Origin of the sequence: Rhodococcus sp. USK13, from assembly GCF_018343855.1 — a bacterium.
GTDB classification, from domain to species: Bacteria; Actinomycetota; Actinomycetes; order Mycobacteriales; family Mycobacteriaceae; genus Rhodococcus_F; species Rhodococcus_F oxybenzonivorans.
This window is the reverse complement of record NZ_CP069242.1, coordinates 3,947,293-3,972,323: the sequence shown is the minus strand read 5'-3', so window position 1 is coordinate 3,972,323 and position 25,031 is coordinate 3,947,293. Positions and strand designations below refer to the sequence as shown.

Annotated in this window: 25 protein-coding genes and 6 tRNA genes; 14 read left to right on the top strand and 17 right to left on the bottom strand. The window is 65.9% G+C overall.

What is annotated here, in order from left to right:
• Positions 1-98 precede the first annotated feature (98 nt).
• Together JQT59_RS20825 and JQT59_RS20820 are read left to right on the top strand one after the other, a co-directional pair.
• Positions 99-455 carry a GntR family transcriptional regulator gene (locus tag JQT59_RS20825; protein WP_213571812.1) on the top strand — a complete coding sequence of 119 codons (357 nt, stop codon included), beginning with the start codon at positions 99-101 and terminating at the stop codon, positions 453-455.
• Positions 452-1,378 carry a hypothetical protein gene (locus JQT59_RS20820; RefSeq protein WP_213571811.1) on the top strand — a complete coding sequence of 309 codons (927 nt, stop codon included), beginning with the start codon at positions 452-454 and terminating at the stop codon, positions 1,376-1,378. Before JQT59_RS20825 ends, JQT59_RS20820 begins: the two co-directional genes overlap by 4 nt.
• Here JQT59_RS20820 and pdxT read toward each other — a convergent pair.
• Both pdxT and JQT59_RS20810 read right to left on the bottom strand, forming a co-directional pair.
• A complete protein-coding gene (pdxT, locus tag JQT59_RS20815; RefSeq protein WP_213571810.1) occupies positions 1,375-1,983 on the bottom strand; it encodes a pyridoxal 5'-phosphate synthase glutaminase subunit PdxT in 609 nt (202 codons plus the stop codon). The genes JQT59_RS20820 and pdxT overlap by 4 nt on opposite strands.
• Positions 1,980-2,834, bottom strand: coding sequence for an acyl-CoA thioesterase (locus tag JQT59_RS20810; RefSeq protein WP_213571809.1), 855 nt, complete (start codon positions 2,832-2,834; stop codon positions 1,980-1,982). Before JQT59_RS20810 ends, pdxT begins: the two co-directional genes overlap by 4 nt.
• A gap of 55 nt (positions 2,835-2,889) precedes the next feature.
• Between JQT59_RS20810 and JQT59_RS20805 the strand changes: the two genes are divergently transcribed.
• Positions 2,890-3,513: a nucleoside/nucleotide kinase family protein gene (locus JQT59_RS20805; protein ID WP_213577937.1), complete on the top strand. Its 624-nt coding sequence runs from the start codon at positions 2,890-2,892 to the stop codon at positions 3,511-3,513.
• Positions 3,514-3,523: 10 nt separating this feature from the next.
• On the opposite strand, the gene JQT59_RS20800 is transcribed toward JQT59_RS20805, so the two are convergent.
• Together JQT59_RS20800 and JQT59_RS20795 are read right to left on the bottom strand one after the other, a co-directional pair.
• A complete protein-coding gene (locus tag JQT59_RS20800) occupies positions 3,524-4,345 on the bottom strand; it encodes an acyl-CoA thioesterase (protein WP_213571808.1) in 822 nt (273 codons plus the stop codon).
• A 70-nt stretch (positions 4,346-4,415) separates the two neighbouring features.
• Positions 4,416-4,556: a hypothetical protein gene (locus JQT59_RS20795; protein WP_213571807.1), complete on the bottom strand. Its 141-nt coding sequence runs from the start codon at positions 4,554-4,556 to the stop codon at positions 4,416-4,418.
• On the opposite strand from JQT59_RS20795, the gene JQT59_RS20790 reads away from it, so the two are divergent.
• A complete protein-coding gene (locus tag JQT59_RS20790; RefSeq protein WP_213571806.1) occupies positions 4,555-5,358 on the top strand; it encodes a UbiA family prenyltransferase in 804 nt (267 codons plus the stop codon). The two genes, JQT59_RS20795 and JQT59_RS20790, sit on opposite strands and share 2 nt — an antisense overlap.
• 60 nt (positions 5,359-5,418) lie before the next feature.
• On the opposite strand, the gene pdxS is transcribed toward JQT59_RS20790, so the two are convergent.
• The 10 genes from pdxS to JQT59_RS20740 form a co-directional block, all read right to left on the bottom strand.
• On the bottom strand, positions 5,419-6,321 hold the full coding sequence (pdxS, locus tag JQT59_RS20785) for a pyridoxal 5'-phosphate synthase lyase subunit PdxS (RefSeq protein ID WP_005565691.1): 903 nt from the start codon (positions 6,319-6,321) through the stop codon (positions 5,419-5,421).
• 151 nt (positions 6,322-6,472) lie between these two features.
• The gene (locus tag JQT59_RS20780; RefSeq protein WP_213571805.1) at positions 6,473-7,495 is read right to left on the bottom strand and encodes an NUDIX hydrolase; all 1,023 of its coding nucleotides are present in this window, start codon (positions 7,493-7,495) and stop codon (positions 6,473-6,475) included.
• Positions 7,492-8,619, bottom strand: coding sequence for a glycosyltransferase family 4 protein (locus JQT59_RS20775; protein ID WP_213571804.1), 1,128 nt, complete (start codon positions 8,617-8,619; stop codon positions 7,492-7,494). The genes JQT59_RS20780 and JQT59_RS20775 overlap by 4 nt, the downstream gene beginning before the upstream one ends.
• Positions 8,616-9,521 (bottom strand): phosphatidylinositol mannoside acyltransferase, encoded by a 906-nt coding sequence (locus JQT59_RS20770; RefSeq protein WP_213571803.1) that lies wholly within the window; start codon positions 9,519-9,521, stop codon positions 8,616-8,618. The genes JQT59_RS20775 and JQT59_RS20770 overlap by 4 nt, the downstream gene beginning before the upstream one ends.
• On the bottom strand, positions 9,518-10,183 hold the full coding sequence (gene pgsA / locus JQT59_RS20765; protein ID WP_213571802.1) for a phosphatidylinositol phosphate synthase: 666 nt from the start codon (positions 10,181-10,183) through the stop codon (positions 9,518-9,520). The genes JQT59_RS20770 and pgsA overlap by 4 nt, the downstream gene beginning before the upstream one ends.
• A gap of 79 nt (positions 10,184-10,262) precedes the next feature.
• Entirely contained in the window at positions 10,263-10,838 is a 576-nt protein-coding gene (locus tag JQT59_RS20760; RefSeq protein WP_213571801.1) for an ATP adenylyltransferase, read from the bottom strand.
• Positions 10,839-10,843: 5 nt separating this feature from the next.
• Positions 10,844-12,901: a threonine--tRNA ligase gene (gene thrS, locus JQT59_RS20755; RefSeq protein WP_213571800.1), complete on the bottom strand. Its 2,058-nt coding sequence runs from the start codon at positions 12,899-12,901 to the stop codon at positions 10,844-10,846.
• Between the two features lie 94 nt (positions 12,902-12,995).
• Positions 12,996-13,406, bottom strand: a complete 411-nt coding sequence (locus tag JQT59_RS20750; protein ID WP_213577935.1) for a TIGR02611 family protein — start codon at positions 13,404-13,406, stop codon at positions 12,996-12,998.
• Between the two features lie 226 nt (positions 13,407-13,632).
• Positions 13,633-14,835 (bottom strand): RtcB family protein, encoded by a 1,203-nt coding sequence (locus tag JQT59_RS20745; protein WP_213571799.1) that lies wholly within the window; start codon positions 14,833-14,835, stop codon positions 13,633-13,635.
• Between the two features lie 162 nt (positions 14,836-14,997).
• A tRNA-Val gene (locus JQT59_RS20740) sits at positions 14,998-15,069 on the bottom strand.
• A 227-nt stretch (positions 15,070-15,296) separates the two neighbouring features.
• Between JQT59_RS20740 and JQT59_RS20735 the strand changes: the two genes are divergently transcribed.
• The 5 genes from JQT59_RS20735 (at position 15,297) to JQT59_RS20715 (ending at position 15,774) form a co-directional block, all read left to right on the top strand.
• Positions 15,297-15,369, top strand: a tRNA-Gly gene (locus JQT59_RS20735).
• Positions 15,370-15,393: 24 nt separating this feature from the next.
• Positions 15,394-15,464: transfer RNA gene (locus JQT59_RS20730), tRNA-Cys, on the top strand.
• 1 nt (position 15,465) lies between these two features.
• A tRNA-Val gene (locus JQT59_RS20725) sits at positions 15,466-15,537 on the top strand.
• Between the two features lie 71 nt (positions 15,538-15,608).
• Positions 15,609-15,684 (top strand) — tRNA-Gly (locus tag JQT59_RS20720).
• A 15-nt stretch (positions 15,685-15,699) separates the two neighbouring features.
• A tRNA-Val gene (locus tag JQT59_RS20715) sits at positions 15,700-15,774 on the top strand.
• A 75-nt stretch (positions 15,775-15,849) separates the two neighbouring features.
• Here the strand turns inward: JQT59_RS20715 and JQT59_RS20710 are convergent.
• Entirely contained in the window at positions 15,850-16,338 is a 489-nt protein-coding gene (locus JQT59_RS20710) for a 2-isopropylmalate synthase (RefSeq protein WP_213571798.1), read from the bottom strand.
• Positions 16,339-16,874: 536 nt separating this feature from the next.
• Between JQT59_RS20710 and JQT59_RS20705 the strand changes: the two genes are divergently transcribed.
• Positions 16,875-17,405 carry a GNAT family N-acetyltransferase gene (locus tag JQT59_RS20705; RefSeq protein ID WP_109330596.1) on the top strand — a complete coding sequence of 177 codons (531 nt, stop codon included), beginning with the start codon at positions 16,875-16,877 and terminating at the stop codon, positions 17,403-17,405.
• Between the two features lie 10 nt (positions 17,406-17,415).
• On the opposite strand, the gene zapE is transcribed toward JQT59_RS20705, so the two are convergent.
• On the bottom strand, positions 17,416-18,432 hold the full coding sequence (gene zapE, locus JQT59_RS20700; protein WP_109330598.1) for a cell division protein ZapE: 1,017 nt from the start codon (positions 18,430-18,432) through the stop codon (positions 17,416-17,418).
• A 34-nt stretch (positions 18,433-18,466) separates the two neighbouring features.
• Between zapE and JQT59_RS20695 the strand changes: the two genes are divergently transcribed.
• The 4 genes from JQT59_RS20695 to msrB all read left to right on the top strand — a co-directional run bounded on the left by JQT59_RS20695 (position 18,467) and on the right by msrB (position 22,716).
• Positions 18,467-19,255 carry a pyrimidine reductase family protein gene (locus JQT59_RS20695; RefSeq protein ID WP_213571797.1) on the top strand — a complete coding sequence of 263 codons (789 nt, stop codon included), beginning with the start codon at positions 18,467-18,469 and terminating at the stop codon, positions 19,253-19,255.
• A 23-nt stretch (positions 19,256-19,278) separates the two neighbouring features.
• On the top strand, positions 19,279-20,844 hold the full coding sequence (locus tag JQT59_RS20690) for an alpha/beta hydrolase (protein ID WP_213571796.1): 1,566 nt from the start codon (positions 19,279-19,281) through the stop codon (positions 20,842-20,844).
• A gap of 72 nt (positions 20,845-20,916) precedes the next feature.
• Positions 20,917-22,224 (top strand): glycosyltransferase family 87 protein, encoded by a 1,308-nt coding sequence (locus JQT59_RS20685; RefSeq protein WP_213571795.1) that lies wholly within the window; start codon positions 20,917-20,919, stop codon positions 22,222-22,224.
• Positions 22,225-22,278: 54 nt separating this feature from the next.
• Positions 22,279-22,716 carry a peptide-methionine (R)-S-oxide reductase MsrB gene (gene msrB, locus JQT59_RS20680; RefSeq protein ID WP_109330604.1) on the top strand — a complete coding sequence of 146 codons (438 nt, stop codon included), beginning with the start codon at positions 22,279-22,281 and terminating at the stop codon, positions 22,714-22,716.
• Here the strand turns inward: msrB and JQT59_RS20675 are convergent.
• Positions 22,676-25,024, bottom strand: a complete 2,349-nt coding sequence (locus JQT59_RS20675; protein ID WP_249353697.1) for a molybdopterin-dependent oxidoreductase — start codon at positions 25,022-25,024, stop codon at positions 22,676-22,678. The genes msrB and JQT59_RS20675 overlap by 41 nt on opposite strands.
• Positions 25,025-25,031 lie beyond the last annotated feature (7 nt).

Genomic DNA, 25,031 nt, shown 5'->3' with positions numbered 1-25,031 from the left:
GGTTTCAGCTCTGACGATGTTACCCGCCCCTCTGTTGTTGCTGCGCGTTCCGGTGCACCGACTCGCATTTATCGCCATTGTTTGCATAGAATGCAAACATGTTGATGCGAGTCGACCACGGGTCGAGCACTCCACTGGGCGAGCAGATCGCCGCGAATGTGCGCGGAGCGTTCATGAGAGGAGAGATAGCGGCCGGCGATCGCCTGCCCTCGGCCCGTGCGCTGGCCGAGTCCATCGACGTCAACTTGCACACCGTCCTGCGTGCGTACGCCGTGCTGCGCGACGAAGGACTGATCGACCTGCGGCGCGGACGGGGAGCAGTGATCCGCGCAGACACGAATTCCGCCCACGCCGGGCTCACGGAAGCCGCCCGAGCATTCGTGGCCGAAGCACGACGCCTCGGCCTGGACACAGACCGGATGATCGACATGATCAAGGAGATTTCGAAGAAATGACCACCACTCGCATACGCCTCGGCGCCGGTGCTGCCGCCACCGTGCTCCCGCTACTCGCCCTCGTCGTCGCGCGGATCGGCTGGGGCGCTGAAGCGCCTCCCGTGATCCCGCAGCACTGGTCCGGGACGCAGCCGGACCGATTCGGGAACACCACGGCGTACTTCTGGATCGCGCTGGCCGTGTGTTGCGTGGCCGCAGTGGTCGCCGGACTGGTGGTGGCCCGCGACAGAAGTGACGCCGCGCTGTGGCTCCCGATCACCGCACTCACCACCTGGACGGTGTCCTCGGCCTGGATCCTCGGCGTCGCCCTCACCGGGCGCGCCGGATCCCCTGCCGCCGCCACGATGGGCGCATGGATCGTCATACCGCTACTCGGGCTGGCTTGGGGCGCGGCAGTATTCGCGATTGCACCCAAGGCCACCCGGGCGCGGCTCAGCGGGCCCACCCCGACCCTGTCCCCACCTCTGGCGCCCAGCGAACGGGCCTCGTGGACGGCATACGCCCGCGGCCCCTGGGCCGCTGCGCTCACCCTCGTCATGACGGCCACCGCAATCGGATCCCTGCTGATGGGCGTCTGGTGGCTCGCCCCGCTCTTCCTGATCCTGGCCGTCGCGAGCGGCGTGTTCGCCTCTGTCGGTGTGCACGTCGATCGAGCGGGTCTGACGCTGTCGTCCTGGAATGTGCGGTGGCGGCGAATTCCCCTCGACAGCATCGAATCGGCCCAGGTGGCCACCATCCGGCCCGCCGAGTGGGGTGGGTGGGGTTACCGTTTCAGCCCCCGAGGCACCGCAGTCGTGGTGCGGGGCGGCGAGGGAATTCTGCTCACCTGCCGGGACGGCAGGCAGTTCGCAGTCACGGTTCCTGCGGCGGAGCAGGGTGCCGCCCTGCTCAATTCGCTGCTGGCCGTGCGGGCAGCGAGTTAAGCCTCACGGACGAGGTCCACGAACAACTCGTGTACCCGCCGGTCGCCGGTGACCTCGGGATGGAAGGAGGTTGCCACCACGCGGCCCTGCCGGACGGCGACGATGCGTCCGGCAGCGGCGCCGCCCGACTCGGGGACACGAGCGAGCACCTCGACGGCGTCCCCGACTCGCTCGACCCAGGGGGCGCGAATGAAGACGGCGCGTACCGGATCGCCGATGATGCCCTCGAAGTCGAGGTCGGACTCGAACGAATCGACCTGCCGCCCGAAGGCGTTGCGGCGAACCGTCATATCGATCGCGCCGAGATGCTGCGCATCCGGCCGGGTGTCGAGGATCTCGCTCGCGAGGAGAATCATTCCAGCGCAGGAACCGTAGGCGGGCAGGCCGTCCCGTAGTCGCGTCTTCAGCGGCTCGAGCAGCTCGAAGATTTCCAGCAACTTGCTCATGGTGGTCGACTCGCCGCCCGGAATGACGAGACCGTCGACCTTGTCGAGCTCTTCCGGACGACGAATACCCACGGCGTCGGCGCCTGCGTCCTGCAGTGCGGCAAGGTGTTCACGCACATCGCCCTGGAGAGCGAGAACACCAACGAGGGGACGGGTCATGCCATATTTCCTGTCTCGATATCGCGCTTGTCCTGGTCGCGCTGGATGCGGGTCAAACCCTCCTGGACCACCGCGGCCACCATGGCGCCGTTCTGGTCGAACATGCGGCCCTGGGTGAGGGCACGACCGAAACCAGCGGAGGGTGAAGTCTGGTCGTAGAGGAGCCACTCGTCGGCGCGGAACGGGCGCATGAACCACATGGCGTGGTCGAGTGACGCCGTCTGGGTCACCACGCCGGGATGCGGCACCTTCGACGCTCCGAGCAACGTGATGTCACTGAGATAGGCGAGGGTACAGATGTGAAGCACCTGATCGTCCGGAAGCTTGTTGCGGTATCGCATCCAGACACGTTGCTGGGCGGCGATGCCGGGAATCGGCTTGACGGCATCGGATGGAACGATGCGGACGTCCCATTCCTTCCACTCCTGATACAGCTCGGTGTTCGCGAACTCCTCGACGGTCTGCGCGTCGACGAGTTCCTCCGGATCTGGCACGGACGGCATCGTGTCCTGATGTTCGATTCCGGCGTCCTCGGCGTGGAAGGAGGCGGACATGGTGAAGATCGCTTTGCCGTCCTGGATACCGGTGACGCGACGAGTGCAGAAGGACCGGCCGTCACGAATGCGGTCGACGAGATACACGGTCGGCTCGGTGGGGTTACCCGGCCGCAGAAAATACCCGTGGAGCGAGTGAACCCGAAACCTCTCGTCGACGGTGCGGACCGCCGACACCAGCGACTGACCGGCCACCTGACCACCGAAGGTCCGCTTCAGCACCGAAGGATGCACCGCGCCGCGAAAGATGTCCTTCTCCAGCGCTTCCAGTTCGAGGATGTCTTCAATGCTCGCCATGTGCCCTCCTACGGTGCCCGTCAAGGTTATCTGCCCTGTTCGCGCTCGAGGCACGATGGGTGTCATGACGATGTTCACACCGACGAGCCCGGAAGGACTCGTCACACTCGTCACGACACGCTGCCTAGACGTCGACGGCACGGTTCTCGTCGCGATCGACGCACCCGACGGCGCTCGCCCGGAGCTGCTGGCGAACGCAGTCTGCGTAGCCCTGCGCGAGCGCGGACGCCCCTGCGACGTCGTCTCGCTCCACGACTATGTTCGACCGGCTTCCCTGCGCTTCGAGCACGGACGCGACGACGAGCTGAGTTACCGCACGCTGTGGTTCGACTACGAGGCGCTCGGCCGGGAGGTCCTGCGGTCGGCACGCACCGAGGGCGTCTGGTTGCCGCGCCTGTGGGACGAAACGGCCGATCGCTCGGCGCGGTGTGCGCGTGTTCCCATCGCGGCGCGGCAGGTACTCCTCGTCACCGGTCCGATGCTCCTCGGGCGCGGACTCGACTTCGACGTCACCGTGGCACTTCACCTGAGCGATGGCGCGTTGCGCAGGCACACACCTGCAGATGCGCTCTGGACCGTGCCCGCGCTCATCCGGCATGCAGCCGGCGTCCTGGATCCACCGGACCTGCTGGTGCGATACGACCACCCACCGAAGCCGGCCGTGCAGACGCTTCGATGACGAGGCAGATTCACTCTGCGCGCAGGAACCGGGTCAACCCTTCCTGGACCACCGCGGCCACCAGGTTCCCGGCCCGATCGAAAATACGGCCCTGGGCCACTGCACGGCCGAAACCTGCGGACGGTGACGTCTGGTCGTACAGCAACCACTCGTCCGCGCGGAAGGGCCGCAGGAACCACAGCGCGTGATCGAGAGAGGCACCGTTGATGTGCACGTCCTTGTGGGGTGTCCTGGCCGAACCGATCAGCGTCATGTCGCTCATGTACGCCAGCGCACACACGTGGAAAACCGGGTCGTCGGGCAACGTCCTCCGCGAACGGAACCACACCTGCTGCTGTGCGGCCGCTCCGCGTCGGCGGTCGACCTCACCGTCACCGACCATCCTGATGTCCCAGTCGGACCATTCGCGGGCAAGCCGGGCAATCTCCGGGTCGTCCGAATCGCGGGCAAAAGGCAGGTTGTCCGGCGGCGGCACCACGGGCATGGCGTCGTGGTGCTCGATGCCGCTCTCCGAGACCTGGAAGGACGCGGACATCGTGAAGATCGCTTGACCGTCCTGAACCGCACTCACCCGCCTGGTCACGAACGATCGCCCGTCTCGAATCCTGTCGACGAGATACACGATCGGCATGGTCGTGTTGCCCGGCCGCAGGAAGTAGCCGTGCAGCGAGTGCACCGCGAACTGGGGGTCGACCGTACGCACCGCCGCCACCAGCGCCTGCCCGGCGACCTGCCCGCCGAAGGTACGGGGAAGCGTGGTCTCGGTGGCAATGCCGCGGAAGATGTTCTTCTCGAGACGTTCCACCTCGAGAATTTCTTCGATCGTCGCCATCTAGTTTCCCTTCCCGATGTTGTTCCGCTGACACTCTCACATCCCGAGTAGAGGCCAACGCAGGAAAGTACTACCGCCGCTCACCGGCCGGCGCAGCGAAGAGATGGGATCGTGCGCCGAGAACACTCGGACGCGCGCAGACGTCACGCAAGGCGATGCCGGATTCGGCAATCCTGCCGTCGGAGGCCTCGTCGTGGCAGCGTTGGGCCATGGCCCTCTCCACTGCCGGGTCGCTCGTGCGCACCGCGCACCCTGGCCCGGCCGCCGCGGTCACCGTACTCACTCTGGTGATTGCGGTCGGTATGGATGCGGATCCGGACACCGTGATGGTCCTCGGAACCGCAGTTCTCAGTGGTCAGCTCGTCGTCGGATGGACCAACGACCTGCTCGATCGCACCCGCGACCAGGTGGCCGGCCGTACCGACAAACCTCTCGTCACCGGACGCATATCCGTGACCGCTGTCCGCCGGGCTGTCGGCATGGCGTCCGCGACATGCGTGGTCGCGTCCTTGCTCTGCGGCCTGGTGGCGGGGCTTCTTCACCTGGCGCTCGTCGGTGCTGCCCTGGCATACAACGCGGGACTCAAATCGACGGTGTGGTCCTGGCTCCCGTACGCACTGGCGTTCGGAGGGTTACCGGCCGTCGTGTCACTGGCGCTCGACCCGGCGCAGATTCCGCCTCTGTGGATGGTGGTGGCCGGCGCACTGTTCGGGATCGCGGCGCACCTACTCAATGTCATGCCCGACCTCGCCGCGGACGCAGCCACCGGCGTGCGGGGACTGCCACATCGCCTGGGCACCCGCACGATTCGGATCATCGCGGCACTGACCCTGGTGGCCGCCTCGGCCACCGTGTTCCTCGGAACCGGTAACCCAGCCACGGTGTGGCACCGGGTATTGCTGGGCGCCGTTCTCGTTCTTGCCGCGTTGACCGTCCGGGCGCCGAACAGAACGCCGTTCTACGCAGCGATCGCCGTCGCCGGCGTCAACGGCATGATGCTCCTGCTCGAGTGAACCGGGCCGACGACCCAGAAAATTCGTCGGCCCGGATCAGTCACCGGTCGAGCGTGCAGATCACCAGCCGCGTTCGGCGAGGCGGTGCGGAACCGGGATGTCGTCGACGTTGATCCCGACCATCGCCTCACCCAGTCCACGCGAGACCTTCGCGAGCACGTCCGGGTCGTCGAAGAACGTGGTGGCCTTCACGATCGCCGCGGCCCGCTCCGCCGGATTACCGGACTTGAAGATCCCCGACCCGACGAACACACCCTCCGCACCGAGCTGCATCATCATCGCCGCATCCGCCGGGGTCGCGATGCCACCGGCGGTGAACATGGTGACCGGCAACTTCCCGGCCTTCGCCACCTCGACCACCAGGTCGTACGGCGCCTGCAGCTCCTTCGCCGCCACATACAGCTCGTCCTCGCTCAGCGACGTCAACCGGCGAATCTCCCCACCGATGGTCCGCATATGCGTCGTCGCGTTCGACACATCGCCGGTACCGGCCTCACCCTTCGACCGGATCATCGCCGCCCCCTCGGTGATCCGCCGCAACGCCTCACCCAGATTGGTCGCACCACACACGAACGGGACGGTGAACTTCCACTTGTCGATGTGGTTCGCGTAATCGGCCGGGGTCAAAACCTCGGACTCGTCGACATAATCGACCCCCAGGGACTGCAGGATCTGCGCCTCGACGAAGTGCCCGATCCGGGCCTTGGCCATCACCGGAATCGAGACGGCGGAGATGATGCCGTCGATCATGTCCGGATCACTCATCCGCGACACCCCACCCTGCGCGCGGATGTCCGCGGGAACCCGCTCGAGCGCCATCACCGCGACCGCACCGGCGTCCTCGGCGATCTTCGCCTGATCGGGGGTGACAACGTCCATGATGACCCCACCCTTGAGCATCTCGGCCATGCCCCGCTTGACGCGCGCAGTGCCGGTGGTGGGGGTGGTGTCGGGGGTGCTCACAGCGAACTCCTGGGTAGTGGCGGGGTGGAACTTCGATGGCGGCATGCGCGAGCGACGACGTTCACGCTGCTTTGTTCGATTCTAGGACGACGGCCCGCGATGCTCTGTAGCCAGTCTCGGATTGCTGGCCTCGTCGAGTCCGCTCCGCGACCTACGTGATGGCGCGCACTTCGGGGTTGTCGGCGGCGGCTGCGACGGCTGCGGCCTCCTCGAGCAGATCGGCAAGATCGCGTGGATAGACGGCTTCACCGGCAGCCGTCAGTTCCCGGACGCAGTCCGCAGTACACCACCGGTGGCCGGTGATAGTGCGCTCCTCGAGTTCTGTGAACCCGCCGTGGTGAGGTTCGAAACCCTCCGTCTGCAGGGCGAAGAACAGTTCCTCGGAGCGAATCAGCTCACCGCCCCAAGAGAAGATCGCCACCCGGCGCCACATCGGGCCGCGCAGCGACTCCGCGGAAGCGGTGTACCCGGTCTCCTCGGCGATTTCCCGGACCGCCGCAGCACGCAGGTTCTCCCCCTTTTCGACCGCGCCACCGATCGTGAACCAGTAGTAGGTGTCGGGAATCTCCGGATCGTGGCCCCTCAGCAACAGCACACGGCCCCGCTCGTCGAGCAGCACCACCCGCGCGGACGTGCGGACGGAGTCGAGAGACAAACCGTCGGTCACCGCCGCAGCCGACGCGCGTTCCGTGATCTCGAAATAGGTCGGTAGCGGTGCGGTGCCGCCCAGGTGTAACCAGCGAACGGGTCTGCGAGCGCGTAATGCCAGGGTGTCCCGTACGGCATCGTTGTGGAAACGGCGCGCAATCAGGACCCTCGCCTCCGCGTCCGCGAGTTCCGCGACGAGCTGAGGTCTGAGATCTTCGGGATCGAGCAGCGAGAGCGCGCTGGACAACGCGTTCTCCGCGCTTTCGCGTTCGGTGCGCTCCGACCGCTCGGCGCGGGCGGCCAGGGCAGTGAGCCTCCTTGCCTCGGGTGGGTCCATCGCCGCAGCCGCAGCCCGCACGACCACCGCCCGACGGGCCAGCGCGGAGTCGAGGGCCTGCCAGGACAGATCGGAACGCACGTGCAAACGGTCGAGTCGGTTGGCCGTTCCGTAGGCCCACAACCCGATCGCCAGAACGACCACTGCCACGAGGGCCAGAACGAAGATGGTCAGCGCGGAGAAGGTCACGATCCGACCTCGTGGACGCCGTCGCGCCCGACGGTTACCGTCTCGTACACCCGCAGAATCTGTTCGGCCACCACCGGCCAGTCATATTCGGTGACGACCGTCCTCCCGACCTCGGTCAGTGCGGCACTGCGCGCCGGGTCGCCGAGCACGGAATCGATACCCTCGGCGAGCGCCGCGGAATCACCCACCGGCACGAGCACACCCGCCTGCCCGTCGCGGAGGACGCGGCGGAACGCGTCGAGTTCACTTGCCACCACCGCGGCGCCGGCCGCCATCGCTTCCACCAGCACGATCCCGAAACTCTCCCCGCCCAGATTGGGGGCGCAGTACACGTCGGCACTACGCAGAGCCGACGCCTTCTCGGCATCGCCGACCTGGCCGAGGAGGCACAGGTGCCCGAACAGCGGGCCCGCCTCACGACGTAGGCGGTCCTCGTCTCCCCGGCCGACCACCAGCACCTGCAGCTCCGGGTACTTGTCGACCAGCGCGGGAAGCGCGCGCAACAGCACAGACATGCCTTTGCGCGGCTCGTCGTATCGCCCGAGGAACACAATGGTCCGGCCCGGGCGGGGGTAGCCCGGCAACGGTTCGGCGTTCGCAAAGGCCCCCACGTCGACACCGTTGGGGATCTCGACGGCGTCCGACCCGAGCGATTCCACCTGCCATCGGCGCGCCAGTTCCGATACCGCGATCCGTCCGCTGATCCTCTCCAGGTAGGGCTGGAGGACTCCCTGAAAGGTGCTGAGCACCAATGATTTCGTCGTCGACGTGTGAAAAGTCGCCACGATCGGTCCCTCGGCCACCCGCATGGCGAGCATCGACAGGCTCGGCGCATTGGGTTCGTGGATGTGCAGGACATCGAAGTCGTTGTCGGAAATCCAGCGCCGCACCCGCGCGCTCGCGGTAGGTCCGAAACTCAACCGGGCCACCGATCCGTTGTACGGAATGGCCAGCGCCCGGCCGGCCGACACGACGAAGTCGGGCAATTCGATGTCGTCCGAAGCGGGGGCCAGGACGCTGACCTTGTGCCCGCGTTCGATCAACACCTCGGCGAGATCTACGACGTGGGCTTGTACCCCGCCCGGAACATCGAACGAGTACGGACACACCATGCCGATCTTCACGGGCTCTCCATACGCGTGAGCCTCGCCTGCGACAGGTCGGACAGCCAGAGCGGCTGCAGCATGTGCCAGTCCTCCGGGTGCTGGGCGATGTTCGCCTCGAACCGTTCCGCCAGCGCCTGGGTGGCCGCCGCCACCCCGACTGACGTATCGATCGGGGGATCGATTCGGAAACCCCACCCGTCCTCGGTGAACCAGCAGTGCACGGGCAGGAGCGGAGCACCGGTGTCGATCGCCAGCTTCGCCGGACCTGCGGGCATCCGCGTCGGTTCCCCGAAAAATGTGACGGGAACGCCCTTCTTCGCGAGATCGCGTTCACCGAGGAGGCACACGATTCCGTTGTCGCGCAGACGCGCCGACAGTTCGACGAACGGGGGATGCTCTCCCCCGCTCAGCGGGAAGATCTCGAATCCCAGCCCTTCGCGGTAGTCGACGAAACGCTGATACAGCGACTCCGGCTTCAACCGCTCGGCCACGGTGGACAGCGTGCCCCAGTGCTGCACACACCACACTCCGGCCATGTCCCAGTTACCGCTGTGCGGCAGTGCGAGTACCGCTCCGCGGCCCGCGGCTTTCGCGGCGTCCAGATGCTCCTGTCCTTCGATGAGCGCGTCGAGAGCCGCCCCGGTCTTCTCCAAATCCATGGCCGGCAGCCGGAACGCCTCCCGCCAGTACCGCGCATAGGACCGCAGCGACGCACGCACCAGCGACTCCGGAACCTCCTCCGGAGTCACTCGCAGCACGCGAGCAAGGTTGCGGCGCAACTGTTCGGGACCCCCGCCTTTGCGTGCGGCGAAGTCGGCACCCGTCTCGAACAGGGTGACAGCGACTCGCTCGGGCAGGGCGCGGACCAGCCGCCAGCCGGCCGCATAGCCGAGGTCGGCGACCCGATCACCGACGCTCATTGCGCCGTCGCCTGTCCGTCTTCGGGCGTCGTGCCGGGTGCCGGCAGCGAGAGGACGTCCCGTGCGCCGGCCGACCCCCGCACCGCCAGAACCCGCTGGAACACCGTGAGCACGCTGCCCGCAGCGAGGAGCCACATGGCGACGTGGATCGCCCAGGGCACGCCGAGCCCGGTGACACCGGCCCCGATGAGGACGATGACCAATCGATCGGGTCGTTCGATGAGTCCGCCGTCCGCGGACAACCCGCTCGCCTCGGCGCGGGCCTTGGCGTAGGAGATCACCTGCGAGGTGACCAGGCACACCAGAGTCGCGATCACGAGCGGCTTGCTCGCCTCGTGGTACACGGCCCACCAGGCGAGACCGGCGAAAATCGCACCGTCCGCCACTCGGTCACAGGTGGCGTCGAGGACGGCGCCGAATCGAGTTCCCCCACCACGGGCACGGGCCATCGCGCCGTCCAGCATGTCGAACAGGACGAACACGGTGATGACAACCGCACCCCAGAACAGATGTCCGCTGGGAAACAGCACGACCGCCCCAGCCACGGTCGCGACGGTCCCTATCACTGTGACCGAATCGGGGGTCAGCCCGGTCTTGACCAGAGCCCTCCCCAACGGCGCGGTCACCTTGGACACCGGTGCCCGTCCGAAAAAGCTCAGCACCTGCCCACCCCGTTCATCACGTCCTGCCACCGACCCTGCACGGAGGAGTGTGCGACCCCCGCGTCATTCATCTATCGAGTCATTCATTCCAAGCCTTCGCCAGCAGACCACGGGTCTCGCGCAACAACTGTGGCATGACCTTGACGCCGGCGAGGACCGTGATGAAGTTGGCGTCCCCACCCCACCGGGGAACCACATGCTGATGGAGATGTTCAGCGAGGGAGCCGCCGGCGGCGGCCCCCAGGTTCAGACCCACATTGAAACCGTCCGGCCGCGACACCCGCTTGATGACGCGCAGCGCCTGCTGAGTGAAGGACATCAGCTCGGCGCTTTCTTCCTCCGTGAGGTCCTCGAGCGCGGCGACCTTGCGGTAGGGCACGACCATCAGGTGACCAGGGTTGTACGGATACAGGTTGAGCACCGCGTAGACGTGCTCGCCGCGCGCGACGATCAGCCCGTCCTCGTCGTTCATCTTCGGGATGTCGGTGAACGGTTCGTTCGGAGTGTCCGGAGACTTCGGCGCCTCGGCGATGTACGACATGCGGTGCGGCGACCAGATCCGCTGCAGATGGTCCGGCTGACCGGGACCACGATCGACGAGACTACCGGGACTGTCTCGAATCCCGTCGGCGGTCACATCATCCCCTCCTGCCATGTGTGTCACCCTCTCCCACCGGGTTGGAGCAACTCCGCGGTCGGGGATGCGTTCTCACGGCGCGCGACCCATTCGGTGACGATCCGAACGGCATCGTCGACCGCCACACCGTTCACCTGAGTGCCGTCGCGGAAGCGGAAGCTCACGGCACCCGCCTCGACGTCGCGGGCACCCGCGAGGAGCATGAACGGAACCTTCTGCGCGGTGTTGTTGAAGATCTTCTTCTGCATCCGGTCGTCGCTCGCGTCGACCTCCGCGCGAATCCCCGCCGCCTTCAACTGCTTCACCACGTCGAAAAGATGATCGGCAAACGCCTCGGCGACCGGGATGCCCACCACCTGGACGGGTGCAAGCCAGGCCGGGAACGCACCTGCGTAGTGCTCGGTCAGCACACCGAAGAATCGCTCGATCGAGCCGAACAACGCGCGGTGGATCATCACGGGCCGCTTCTTCGTGCCGTCGTTCGCCGTGTACTCGAGGTCGAAGCGCTCGGGCAGGTTGAAGTCGAGTTGGATGGTCGACATCTGCCAGGTCCGACCCAGGGCGTCCTGCACCTGCACCGAAATCTTCGGACCGTAGAAAGCGGCGCCCCCGGGGTCGGGCACGAGGTTCAGCCCCGACGCCTCGGCGACCTCGGCCAGCGTCTGCGTGGCCTCTTCCCACACCGCGTCGTCACCGACGAATTTGTCCGGGTTCTTGGTGGACAGTTCCAGGTAGAAGTCGTCGAGCCCGTAATCCTTCAGGAGCCCGAGAACGAACTGCAGGGTGGTGGCCAATTCGTCGCGCATCTGCTCGCGGGTGCAGTAGATGTGCGCGTCGTCTTGTGTCATGCCGCGCACGCGGGTCAACCCGTGTACGACACCCGACTTCTCGTACCGGTACACGGAGCCGAACTCGAAGAGCCGCAACGGCAATTCCCGGTACGACCGTCCGCGGGACCGGAAGATCAAATTGTGCATCGGGCAGTTCATCGGCTTGAGGTAGTAGTCCTGCCCCGGCTTGCGCACGGTGCCGTCCTCGTTCAATTCCTCGTCGATGTGCATGGCCGGGAACATGCCGTCCCGGTACCAGTCGAGGTGACCCGACACCTCGTAGAGGTGCCCCTTCGTGATGTGCGGGGTGTTGACGAACTCGTAGCCCTCGTCGACGTGCCGCTTGCGCGAGTAATCCTCCATCTCGGTGCGGATGATGCCGCCCTTGGGGTGGAACACGGGCAGGCCCGAGCCGAGCTCGTCGGGGAAACTGAAGAGATCGAGTTCGGCGCCCAACTTCCGGTGGTCGCGCCGTTCTGCTTCGGCGAGCAGCTCGAGGTGCTGTTCCTGGGCCTCGGCCGATTCCCAGGCGGTGCCGTAGATCCGCTGGAGATCGGCGTTGTCCTGGTTACCTCGCCAGTAAGCGGCGGAACTGCGGGTGAGCTTGAACGCGGGAATGTGCTTGGTGGTGGGGATGTGCGGGCCACGGCAGAGGTCGCCCCAGATCTTCTCCCCTGTGCGCGGATCCAGGTTGTCGTAGATGGTCAGCTCGTTGCCGCCGACTTCCATGACCTCCGGGTCGTCGATGCCCGACTTGTCGTCGATCAGTTCGAGCTTGAACGGTTCCTTCGCCAACTCCGCGCGAGCCTCGTCGAGAGAGTCGACGACACGACGAGAAAACCGCTGAGAGCCCTTGATGATCTTCTTCATCCGCTTCTCGAGGTTCGCGAGATCCTCCGGAGTGAAGGGACGATCGACCGCGAAGTCGTAGTAGAAGCCGTCCTTGATGGGCGGACCGATGCCGAGCTTGGCCTCGGGAAACTCCTGCTGCACGGCTTGCGCGAGGACGTGCGCCGCGGAGTGGCGGATGACGCTGCGCCCGTCCTCGGTGTTCGCGGCCACCGGCTCGACGTCGGTGTCTACATCCGGCACCCACGACAGGTCCTTCAGCTGACCCTCGGCGTCACGGACCACGACGACGACGTCCGGACCCTTGCTCGGGTAACCGGCTTCCCGAACCGCGGTTCCGGCCGTAGTCCCTGCGGGCACCCGGACAAGGGCGGCGGGGGCGACGGATGCGGGCGTGGTCACAGCGATGTTCTCCTAGGTGAGGTGTGCGGTGCAGACATGAAGAATGTGCCAGCCCATGCTATCGGCCCAGCTGTGCTACCCAATCATGCGTCCGCTAGAGGGGGCTCTCCAGCCACGGGTAGTCGAGGCCGATCCACGTCCCGACCAGACCGAACGTTCCCAGTAACCACAGGGTGGCCAGCACGATCAGACCCGTCAGCACCGCGCCGACACCTTTGACGAGCAGCGACTGCCGGGAGAACCAGTCCATGAAGGCGTCGTACTTCGTGCGCGCGAAGCGAAGCAGTCGATGGGCCCACTCGAACTCGGACGCCAGAATGCCGAGTCCGGCGAAAACGATCAGCCATCCGGGACCGGGATACGGAATTGCCAGCACGCCGGCGGCCAGCACCAAGGCGCCGATCACACCGACGGCGATGCGGTAACCGAGGTTCAGACTCGGCTTGGCGGCGATCCGAGCGCGCCACCGCTTCCAGCGGCTCTCCGCCTCCTGGAACGGCGACAGGTCGGAATCCTCGGTGTCGACAGGGTCGGGACCCTCCGTGTCGGCCTTGTCGGCACGGTCGGCCTCGTCCGGCCGGACTTCCCCGGTGCTCACGATCTACCTGCCCCTCGTGTGTCGACCCAGTGTGAACGGCGATCCGTGACGAAGCAGGCACGGAGGCGCGAGTGAAACTGCCATCATCCACCCTACCCAGTGCCCGCCGCACGGTCGCGCCGTCAGTTCTGGTCTAGCCCTTCACACACACGACCTGCCGCAGATGTGCCACGACCTCGACCAAATCGGCCTGCGCATCAATCACCTGCTCGATGTCCTTGTACGCGGCCGGGATCTCGTCGATCACCCCTGCGTCCTTACGCGACTCGACGCCGGACGTTTGACGCCTCAAGTCGTCGACCGTGAAACGCTTCTTCGCCTTCGTACGGCTCATGGTTCGACCGGCACCGTGCGACGCGGAGTTGAAGGACAGTTCCGACCCCAGTCCCCGCACCACGTACGAACCGGTGCCCATGGAGCCGGGAATGAGACCGAGATCTCCCTTCCCGGCGCGAATAGCACCCTTGCGGGTCACGAGCATCGTCTCCCCGTCGACGACCTCCTCGGACACATAGTTGTGGTGGCACGAGATCGGATCGTCGAAACGGACGGGTCGAGTCGGCAGAGCGTCCCGGAATGCCTGCATGATCAGGGCGAGCATGACGGCGCGGTTGCGGGCCGCGTATTCCTGGGCCCACGACAGGTCGTGGCGGTAGGCGTCCATCTCGGGTGTACCTGCGAGAAAGACCGCGAGATCACGATCGACCAGCCTCTGGTTGTGCTGCAATGTCCGCGCCACCGCGATGTGTCGCTCGGCCAGTTCCTTCCCGATGTTGCGGGATCCGGAGTGAAGCATGAGCCACACCTCGTCTGCGTCGGACAGACACACCTCGATGAAGTGATTCCCGCCGCCGAGCGTTCCGATCTGCTTCATCGCCTTCGATTCACGAGACTGCACGCCCGGGTGCAGATCGCGGAACTCCTGCCAGAATCGCGTCCATCCCTTGTGGACGCCGGCGCCGGACACCGAGAGGGCACCGGTGTCGAGGGACTTTTCGTGCATGGCGAATCCCACCGGAACCGCACGCTCGATGCGCGCGCGCAGCGACCGCAGACTGTCCGGTAGGTCGTCGGCGGTGACATCGGTCCTGACCGCTGTCATGCCGCAGCCGATGTCGACCCCCACGGCGGCAGGTGCGACAGCCTGACGCATCGCGATGACGGAGCCGACCGTCGCGCCCTTACCGACATGGACGTCGGGCATGACTCGGACACCATGGACCCACGGCAGGTCTGCCATGGTGCGGAGCTGGGCAAGTGCAGCCGGCTCTATGGTCCGTTCTTCCGCCCACATCAAGGTCGGCGCTGCAGTGCCTTCGAGGGTGACGGGAAACATTCGACTTCGATCCTTCGACAGCGGCCACCGCGGGTGCAGTTCGGCCTGCCCTGTCATTGTTCGCCGTTTCCGTGTACCCGGACAACCGAATATCGGCACGTGAGGGCGCACGCAGAAAAGGGCGTCTCCGAATTCCCGGAAACGCCCTCTTCGTGTTCTCGGTGGTCCCGGCTGGGATCGAACCAGCGACCTCCCCGGTGTGAACGGGACGCTCTTCCACTGAGCCACGGGACCGAGGCAACTTGCTCGCGCTCGAACGAGTTGGAACATTAACACGACGGACCGGCCGAACGAAAATCACGTCGTGGTGATTCGCGGTCACCCGCACAGACCACTGCTTCCTGGATGCGCCCCGAAGCCCGGCAGCACTCATGACCTGCAGATTTGTAACTAACAGGCATGGTCGGCTAATGTTCTCAACCGCACCACGGAGAACATTCTCCGCGAGTTACACGGTGCATGCGGACGTGGCGCAGCTGGTAGCGCACAACCTTGCCAAGGTTGGGGTCGCGGGTTCGAATCCCGTCGTCCGCTCGAGAGGTTGGACTCAACCTTCACGGTGGAGTGGCCGAGTGGTGAGGCAACGGCCTGCAAAGCCGTGCACACGGGTTCGATTCCCGTCTCCACCTCGCGCGATTAGCTCAGCGGGAGAGCGCTTCCCTGACACGGAAGAGGTCACTGGTTCAATCCCAGTATCGCGCACCGAGATAGATCGTAGGACTGTAGTACTTGCACGACAGTGGACTCCCCCGGACTCGGGGGTTTTCACGCATGCGGACGTGGCGCAGCTGGTAGCGCACAACCTTGCCAAGGTTGGGGTCGCGGGTTCGAATCCCGTCGTCCGCTCCATTTCTTCTCGATCTCGCGCGATTAGCTCAGCGGGAGAGCGCTTCCCTGACACGGAAGAGGTCACTGGTTCAATCCCAGTATCGCGCACCATCTCTTCGGTTCATCCGAAAAGACATTCCCAGCGGTTCGGCCCCGGTCATACGACCGGGGCCGAACCGCTGTCTGTCACGCCGAGTGCACCCTGTTTGCGCCGGAAATCATCGCGCGCAGCGCCGACTCGGTGTCGGATTCACCGATTCCCATCGTCCACAGTCGCACTCCCCCCGCCTCGCACCTCAGGAAGGTTGCCGTGCGGTGCCCGATTCGATGCTGGTGGAAGGCGAGGATCTCGATCGAACATCCGGCGTCGTAGAGCATCGACGTCATCGCGGACACCGGGCCCGGCGCGAGTGCGCTCATCGTGCAGATCGATTCTCCGATACCCAAGGTCGCCTCGAAGACCCACAGGCCCGGGGCGGCTTTCTTTTCGGACCACCGACCGAGACGGAACGGGCCGGACATCGGCGCATACAGGCTCTCGAACACGGTCCAGCTCATCCCGGCTGCCTCGTCCGCGAATTCGCGGGGGAGCGGCTTTCCGTGACGTGTCGCGAAGGGATCGGCGGCGCTGCTCGACGTGCGACAAGTTGCGGCAAACGAAGTGGAGGTGATCATTCTCGTGGTCTTCCTGAAAGTGACGGGAGGACCAACGCGTAGCTCAACGACCCGCAGCGAGGGGTCGGTCCGTATCAGACCCCGCTACGGCGGAGAACTACGAGAATGCGCTGCATGGGAAGACACTCTAGGCGAGGATCGTCCCGAAGGACAACCTGCTACCTCATCGGGAATCCGGCCGCATATCTTCCCGGTGACGAAATTGTTATCCACGAGCCTGGAACGTGAGGAAATCCTCATGTATCGTCGAACGTGCCATCCACCCCCCCGATGGCAATGAGCCCCAGCCATGACCCCCCATCCAAGGCTGGGGCTCAGTCTTGTTCCGGGTCACCTCCGTCGAACAGAATTCCCGGACGGTCACCGATTCGGGCTGTCATTTTCTCCTTGCGCCGGACTCTGCGCAGTCGACAACGAAGCATCGCATACGGTCGGTTTCACACGCCGCACAGGGCGTGGCAGATTGCGGTGAGGACGCAGCTACGGGACAGTACGCACATAATGGTGAAGAACAGGAAAGACGCGGTGACTGAACGGTGACGGTCGAAATAAATTCCGCGGGGATTTGGGACTCCGAGGCGATCGCCGACGTAGCGGCGGCGACGTTTCCGCTCGCCTGCCCACCCGGCGCCACCCAGGACGACATCGCCACCTTCATCGATGATGTGCTGTCGGCGGAACGATTTTCCGAGTACCTCACAGACCCGCGCCGCACCGTGCTCAAGGTGACCCACGAAGGCGCCATCGTCGGCTATGCAATGTTGATCGACGGAGAACCTGCAGATCCCGAGGTGGCCCGGAGCGTGTCACTGCGTCCCGTCACCGAGATCAGCAAGCTGTATGTGCTGCCGGGCAATCACGGCACCGGAGTCGCGTCCGCGCTGATGAACGCCATCGTCGAGCGCGCCGTTGCCGGGGATTGTGCGGGACTGTGGCTCGGAGTCAATCAGGAGAACCTGCGCGCCCAGCGTTTCTACGAGAAGCACGGCTTCGAGACCGTCGGGACGAAGACCTTCCTGGTCGGGTCGCAGCTACACCACGATTTCGTGATGCAGCGGGCCCTCTGAGCCTGCCGGCTCAGTTCGCGGCTACCTCGAAGCGCGACAACGCGAGGAGCCGTGAGGTGGCGCGGAGATACTTCTTGCGATACCCGCCGGCGAGCATCTCGGGCGTGAAGATGGAGTCGAGCTTCGCGCCCGCCACCGTCACGGGGATGCTGGCGTCGTACAGGCGGTCCGCGAGAACCACGAGCCGCAGAGCCACCGACTGGTCGTCGGCCGGATGGACACCGTCCAGGAACACTGCCGGGATGCCCTCGACCAGCTTGTTGTATCGCGACGGGTGCAGGGTGCTCAGGTGGGCACACAGCGCATCGAAGTCGTCGAGTGTGGCACCGGGGATGGCGTCGGCACGCTCGAGGAGCTCCTCCGAGGAGATCGGGTCGGGCGCCGGCGGCAGGTCGCGGTGCCTGTAGTCGGGGCCATCCACCCGGATGGTCTCGAAGATCGAGCCAAGTTTCTTGATCTCCCGCAGGAAGTCCTGCGCGGCGAAGCGGCCCTCACCGAGCTGGCCGGGAAGGGTGTTCGACGTCGCGACGATGGACACACCACGCGCGGACAGCTCGGACAGCAACCGGGACACGAGCATGGTGTCACCCGGATCGTCGAGTTCGAACTCGTCGATGCAGAGGACACTGTGGTCGGAAAGCTGCTCGACCGCCTTGTTGAACCCCAGCGCGCCGACCACGTGGGTCAGTTCGACGAAGGTGCCGAATGCCTTCGGCGACGGGACGCTGTGGTAGATCGACGCGAGCAGATGGGTCTTGCCGACGCCGAACCCACCGTCGAGGTAGAGACCGGCACCGGTGGACGGCGTCTTCTTCCCGAAGAGGCCACGTCGGCCGCCGCTGCGGATCTTGCCGACCTTCTTCGAGAACTCCTCGGCCTTCTGAACGGCCACGGCCTGGCTGGGCTCGGCGGGGTCGGGGATGTACGACGCGAAGCTCACCTCGTCGAACATGGCCGGGGGCACCATTTGAGCGACCAACTGATCAGCCGGCACCACGGGGCTGCGATCGACAAGACGTGCATGCATACAAGCAGGGTATCCACGTGTTGTGATCACTAACATGCAGCGTGTGCATATTGCGACCTACCTCACATCGGACTCCGCGCAGCCGGGGACGGATGCCGGTGAATTGACCGGGGACGCCCTGCGTGAGCTGTATGCGTACCCGGTGGAGATGCCGCGACCGTGGGTGCGGGCGAATTTCGTGTGCAGCATCGACGGAGCCGTCTCTGTCGGTGGTGTGAGCGGAACACTCGGAACGCCCGCCGACAAGAAGGTGTTCGACACCCTTCGGGAGGCGGCCGACGTCGTCCTGGTGGGAGCCGGAACCGTCCGCGCCGAAAACTACGGTGGCGTGCGAATCGACGCGGACGGCAGGCAACGCCGTATCGCATCGGGATTGTCCGCCGTCCCGCCGATTGCGGTCGTGTCGGCAAGGGCACACCTCGACGCCGACGCCCGACTGTTCACCGATACCGAGGTGGCGCCCATCGTGATCACCTGCGCCGCCGCCGATCCGGTTCGGGTGGCTGCCCTCGCCGAGGCCGGTGCTCACGTCGTTCGCACGGGCGGTTCGGAGATCACAGGCCCTGAGGTGATCGCCGCAGTGGAGGGACTGGGACTGCGCAGAATTCTCTGTGAGGGCGGGCCGAGCCTGTTCGGACAGCTCGTGGCCGACGACCTCGTCGACGAACTCTGCCTCACCACGGCACCCGTCCTGGTGGGGGGAACCGCCGGGCGCCTCGCCACCTCCCCCCACGTCGCCACGGTCTCGATGACACCTGCGCACGTCCTCGCCGACACCGACGGCACGGTTCTGACACGCTGGGTGCGGCTTCCCCGCCCGTGAAGGAACCTGGCAGGCTGTCCGGCATGCGCAGATTGGGGTTGCTCGCACTGGTTCTCGTGGTGTGCAGTGCGTGTGGAGCCGGACCGTCGAACCGGCCGCACGTCGCCGTCGAACGCGAGGGCGGCGGCAGCGAACCCACCCCGACCGAGTCCGAGAACGCCGACGCTCCCCCGCCCCAGTTGCAGGTTCCGAAGACGGACCTCACGTGGACGGACTGCACCCCGGGCACCCTCGAGACGCTGGGCCCCGGAGTGGTGGCGCCTTCGGGTCTGATCTTCGAGTGCGCGTCGTACGAGTCGGCCGTCGACGAGAGCGGAGTCCTTCCCGGATCGTTCACCATGGGCGCGATGCGGGCGCGACTCGCGGACACCCCGGCAAACGCCGCCCCCCTCGTCCTGACGTCCGGGTCGGACCGGTCGTCGACGTCGACGCTCGCCGCGCTGAGTACGGGAGGGTTGGCGACTTTGCTCTCGACGCGTCCGGTTGTCGCCGTCGATCGCCGCGGAATCGCGTCGTCACAGAAAATCGAATGCCTTTCGCCGCCGACCTCCGACCTTCGGCGCAGGCTGGCCGACCTCGCACAATTCGATCCGGGTGCCGGCGACCAGGTCGACAAGGTGGCCGCTCTCGGGCGAGATGCCACCATCGCCTGCACCGATTATCTGCAACCGCAAGAACTCGCCTTCGACAGCACCCACGCCGCAGATGACATCGAACAGCTGCGCCGCACGTGGGAGGTCGACTCCCTCGGGATACTGGCCACCGGAAACGGGAGCGCCGTTGCATTGAGCTACGCCGCCGAATACCCGGGACGGGTCGGCCGGCTCGTCCTCGACTCCCCCGCGGTGACCACCGTGGACGCCGCGACCGCCACCGAGCAGCAGGTGGCCGGGCAGGAAGCGGCGTTCGACGCCTTCGCCCGGCAGTGCACCGCACTGAACTGTTCCCTCGGCCCCGACCCGCGAGCGGCGGTCACCGCAGCCGTGGCCGCGGCCGCGGCCGGTCGGATCCCCGGGGTGTCGTCGAACGCGCTACTCACGGCGATCTCGGGAGTACTGGGCACAGCCGGAGGCGACCAGCAGGGCCGGGTACGCATATTGTCCGACGCCGTGTCGGCCGCGACCGCCGGCAACACCGCGCCGCTTCTGGCCCTCGCAGCGCAGGCGGAGGCGGCCTACGAATCCGACGGCCAGTTCATCACCCGATGCACGGACGGGCAGCAGTGGCCTGCCCCGGATCGCGTACGCGAACTCCAGCGCGTGTGGGGTGAACACTTCCCTTTGTTCGGCCCCGATGCGGCCGTCGGCCTCCTGTTGTGCACGTCGTGGCCTGCGACCGCACCGCCCGCGCTCCCCGGTGACCTCGCGATGCCCGTGCTCGTGCTCAGCGGCGCGGCCGACCCCGTCGTCGGTAACGCCGGCGTCGGCACCGTCACCGGGGCAGTGGGCAGCGCGGGCGCCACCACCGCGACCCTGACGTGGCACGGCCGGGGTCACCCGGCCACCCACTCGGACTGCGCGCAGAAGGCCATCGTCTCGTATCTCGCCGACGGAACACTGCCCCCCGACGGCAGCGCCTGCCCCGCCTAGCCGGTGACCGGGCCCGACACCCGCAGGGGGTGCGTGACCGCATGTCACGGCTAGCCGGTGTACCGTGCCGTGGTGTTCCTTCGACATCTCGAACCGCGCACCGGGCGGACTCCTCACGAGGTCATCAACTTCGCGTTGTGGCCGATCGCCGTCATGACCGTGCTGCATCGAGTGGTTGTCAAGGCGGTCAACGGCTACATCACCGACGACTTCCGGCCGGTCTACAACGCCGCCCTGGCGTTCCTCAACCGCCGACCCGTCTACACCGCCAATTTCGACTGGGTGGACCCGCACTACTTGTATCCGCCGTCCGGAACGCTGCTGATGGCACCGATCGCGATCATCGACCCCGAGAAGTCGCGGTGGCTGTTCATCCTGGCCAACACGATTGCCATCGTCATCGCGTTGTACCTGCTGCTGCGGTTGTTCGGCCTGGGTCTGAACTCGATCGCCGCCCCGATCCTCCTCTTCGCGACGTTTTCGTCGGAAACCGTCACGAACACGCTGGTCTTCACCAACATCAACGGTCTGGTGCTGCTCGGGGAGATTGCGTTCCTGGTGCTGCTCATGAAGCGACGGGACATGTGGTCCGGCGTCGCCATCGGCCTGACGTTCGCGGTGAAACCGATCCTGGCGCCACTTCTCTTACTTCCTCTCGTCCGCGGGCAGTGGAAAGTGTTCGTCACCGCCCTCGGCATCCCCCTCGTCCTCACCGCCGTAGCGTGGCCGCTGTCGGCGGATCCGATGGACTTCGTTCACCACACCGTTCCGTACCTGATGGAGTCGCGCGACTACTTCAACAGCGCGATCGTGGGCAACGGCAGGTACTACGGTCTCCCGACGTGGATGATCTTCACGCTCCGTGGAAGTTTCGCCGCACTGGTGGCGGGGTCCCTGTGGCTGCTGTACCGCTATTACCGGCATGACGAACTGTTCTTCGTGGTGACCACGTCCGGTGTCCTGCTGACCGCGTCCTGGCTGCTCGGTTCGCTGGGCCAGATGTACTACTCGATGATGCTGTTCCCGCTCGTCATGTCAGTGGTACTGAAGAACTCGGTGATGCGAAATTGGCCCGCGTGGCTGGCGGTGTACGGGTTCCTCAGTTACGACAGTTGGCTGTCGGGACGGTTCGTCGAGGCGGGCCGCACCGCCGAATACATGAAGACCACCCTCGGGTGGAGTCTGCTGTTGATCGTCATTTTCGGGGTGCTCGCAGTCCGTTACGTCACCGCCAAGCGTGAGGGTCGGCTGGACCAAGGCATAGATCCGGGGTTCCTCCTCGAACCTCGCCCGAAGACCCCGTCGACGGAACCCGAGCTCGAACCGGAACCGGAACCGGAACCGGAACCGGAAACGGAGTCGGCTGTCGCCAAGTCGTAGCCGACTCGCCGGGCGCTGCGGACCCGCGAACGCGAAACGTATTAGCGTGGAGCCATGAGTTCGCAGCAGAAGGATCCCACTCAGTCCGCACCGAAGGTCGTCCTCTCCGACAGTGAATGGCGGGAGAAGCTGACGCCCGAGGAATACGCGGTACTGCGGCAGGCCGGAACCGAACGTCCCTACGTGGGTGAATACACCGACACGACAACCGAGGGTGTGTACCACTGCCGGGCATGTGGCGCGGAGTTGTTCCGCAGTACCGAGAAATTCGAATCCCATTGCGGGTGGCCGTCGTTCTTCGACCCCGCCGATTCCGATGCCGTCATTCTCCGCGAGGACACGTCGCTGGGTATGCGCCGCGTCGAGGTCATCTGTAAGACGTGCCACAGCCATCTCGGTCACGTCTTCGAAGGCGAGGGCTACCCCACCCCGACCGACCAGCGTTACTGCATCAACTCCATTTCGCTGGTCCTCGAGCCGACCGAGAAGTGATCGTCGGCGGGTCGAAGGCGCGAATCGGCGGCAGCTCGTCCAGATAGCGTTCGATCTGCACCAGCACGTGCTGGCCCGTGCAGCCGCGGGACAGTGAAGAACTGCCCACGTCCGCGGTCAACACGTTCGGGTTGCCGTGCACGCACAGCGACTCCGGGTCGGTGGGGTCGAGCGGGTCGTACCAGGCGCCCGTCGACAACTGCACCACGCCTCGCCGGACACCGTCGTCCACCACGACACCGGCGAGGCAGGAGCCGCGATCGTTGTAGACCCGGACGACGTCACCGGCGACGATGCCGCGAGCCGCGGCATCGTCGGGGTGGATCCGGAGCGGTTCGCGGCCCTTGATCTTCGATTCCCGGCTGGTCGCGCCGTGATCGAGTTGGCTGTGCAGCCGACTCCGCGGCTGATTGGCGATCAGGTGCAGTGGATACTGCTGTGCTCGATCGCCACCGAGCCATTCCTCCGGCTCGTACCAGCGTGGATGGCCGGCGCAGTCCGCGTAACCGAAGCTGTCGATGTCTGCCGAGAAGATCTCGATGCGACCGCTGGGTGTCGCGAGTGGGTACGTGGCCGGGTCGGCACGGAAATCGCCGAACAGCACGAGGTCGTCTTCGGTGCGCATCCGCACCTGCCCGTTTGTCCAGAAGTCGTCGAAGCTCGGCGCCGGGCCGCCGTCCGCCCGAACGAATCCGCGCCATTGTTCGTAGAGATGCTCGAGCCATTGCTGCGACGAGCGTCCTTCGGTGAACTTCTCGCCGACGCCCAGCCTGCGGGCGAGTGCGCTGAATGTGTCGTAATCGTCCTGGGCATCGGCGTACGGGCACACCGCGGCGTGCATGGCGACGAGCAGCGGGTCGTTGCGGGTGCAGCTGATGTCGTCCCGCTCGAGCGACGTGGTGGACGGCACCACGATGTCGGCGTGCCGTGCCATCGGGGTCCAGTACGGCTCGTGGACCACGATCGTCTCGGGGCGTGCCAGGGCCCGCCTGAGCCGGCCGAGATCCTGATGGTGGTGGAACGGGTTTCCCCCAGCCCAGTACAGCATTCGGATATCCGGATAGGTCAGCCGCTGACCGTCGTAGTCGAAGGGTGCTCCCGGATTCAGGAGCATGTCCGAGACCGCCGCCACCGGGATGAAGTCCGGGACCGGGTTGAGTCCCTGCGGCAGGGTGGGCAGGGGGTACGGCACGGGTGCGAGGCCCGGCTCGTTCATCGAACCGTAGCCATGGCCGAAGCCCCCGCCGGGCAGACCGACCTGTCCGAGCATCGCAGCAAGAGTGACGCCCATCCACGGCGCCTGCTCCCCGTGCCGCACGCGCTGCAACGACCACGTGACGGTCACCATGGTCCGGCTCGCCGCCATCCGTCGTGCCAGTACCACCAGTTCGTCTGCGGCGATTCCCGAAATCTGCTCCGCCCACGCCGGCGATTTGGGCACTCCGTCGGAACGTCCGAGTAGGTACTCCTCGAAACGGTCGTAACCGACGCAATGGCTTGCCAGGAACGCCGTGTCGTGCAGGCCTTCCGTCGCCAGAACGTAGGCGAGGGCGAGCATGATGGCGACATCGGTGCCGGGGACGGGTGCGTGCCGTTCCGCGGCGCCGTGGAGGTCGTCACGCAGCGGACTGAAGGACACGATGCAGCCACCGCGACGCCGGAGCGCGTCCAGCGCGCCTCGTGTCGGGTGGTCGCTCGTGCCGCCGTGGTTCACTCCGGTGTTCTTCAGCGGGACACCGCCGAAGCACACCAGAAGTTCGGTGTGCTCGGCGATGACCTTCCAGGACGTCGACCGTGCGAACAACTTCCAGTGCGTACCGACGACGCGGGGCATGATCACGCCCGTCGCACCGAGTGAGTAACTGTGGACGGACCGTGTGTAGCCACCGAGCGAGTTGAGGAACCGGTGCACCTGGCTTTGCGCGTGGTGGAACCGTCCGGCGCTGGCCCATCCGTAGGAGCCGCCGAAGATCGCGCTGTTGCCGTACGTGTCGATCACTCGGCGCAGTTCACCGGAAAGGCGCTCCGTCAGCTCTTCCCAGTCGACGGACACGAACTCGTCCGAGCCGCGGGCACTGCTGGGGCCGGGTCCGTTCTCGAGCCAGCCGCGCCGCACGGCAGGGCCGGTGATGCGCGCCTTGTTGCGGACCGAACCGGCGATGTTGCCCAGCGCCGGCGACGGGTCCGAGTCACCCGAATACGGGTGAACCGCGACGACCTCGCCGTCCGACACCTCGGCCTCGAACATCCCCCAATGGGACATGTGCTGGTAGCGGACCCCGCGGTCCGCCTCGTCGACGTCACTCATGGATGGT

Coding starts and splice junctions, on each gene's coding strand:
- JQT59_RS20825 (WP_213571812.1), top strand. CDS start 99: ATGTTGATGCGAGTCGACCACGGGTCGAGCACTCCACTGGGCGAGCAG.
- JQT59_RS20820 (WP_213571811.1), top strand. CDS start 452: ATGACCACCACTCGCATACGCCTCGGCGCCGGTGCTGCCGCCACCGTG.
- pdxT (WP_213571810.1), bottom strand. CDS start 1,983: ATGACCCGTCCCCTCGTTGGTGTTCTCGCTCTCCAGGGCGATGTGCGT.
- JQT59_RS20810 (WP_213571809.1), bottom strand. CDS start 2,834: ATGGCGAGCATTGAAGACATCCTCGAACTGGAAGCGCTGGAGAAGGAC.
- JQT59_RS20805 (WP_213577937.1), top strand. CDS start 2,890: ATGGGTGTCATGACGATGTTCACACCGACGAGCCCGGAAGGACTCGTC.
- JQT59_RS20800 (WP_213571808.1), bottom strand. CDS start 4,345: ATGGCGACGATCGAAGAAATTCTCGAGGTGGAACGTCTCGAGAAGAAC.
- JQT59_RS20790 (WP_213571806.1), top strand. CDS start 4,555: ATGGCCCTCTCCACTGCCGGGTCGCTCGTGCGCACCGCGCACCCTGGC.
- JQT59_RS20795 (WP_213571807.1), bottom strand. CDS start 4,556: ATGGCCCAACGCTGCCACGACGAGGCCTCCGACGGCAGGATTGCCGAA.
- JQT59_RS20770 (WP_213571803.1), bottom strand. CDS start 9,521: ATGAGCGTCGGTGATCGGGTCGCCGACCTCGGCTATGCGGCCGGCTGG.
- JQT59_RS20760 (WP_213571801.1), bottom strand. CDS start 10,838: ATGGCAGGAGGGGATGATGTGACCGCCGACGGGATTCGAGACAGTCCC.
- JQT59_RS20745 (WP_213571799.1), bottom strand. CDS start 14,835: ATGTTTCCCGTCACCCTCGAAGGCACTGCAGCGCCGACCTTGATGTGG.
- JQT59_RS20710 (WP_213571798.1), bottom strand. CDS start 16,338: ATGATCACCTCCACTTCGTTTGCCGCAACTTGTCGCACGTCGAGCAGC.
- zapE (WP_109330598.1), bottom strand. CDS start 18,432: ATGCATGCACGTCTTGTCGATCGCAGCCCCGTGGTGCCGGCTGATCAG.
- JQT59_RS20695 (WP_213571797.1), top strand. CDS start 18,467: ATGCAGCGTGTGCATATTGCGACCTACCTCACATCGGACTCCGCGCAG.
- JQT59_RS20690 (WP_213571796.1), top strand. CDS start 19,279: ATGCGCAGATTGGGGTTGCTCGCACTGGTTCTCGTGGTGTGCAGTGCG.
- msrB (WP_109330604.1), top strand. CDS start 22,279: ATGAGTTCGCAGCAGAAGGATCCCACTCAGTCCGCACCGAAGGTCGTC.
- JQT59_RS20675 (WP_249353697.1), bottom strand. CDS start 25,024: ATGAGTGACGTCGACGAGGCGGACCGCGGGGTCCGCTACCAGCACATG.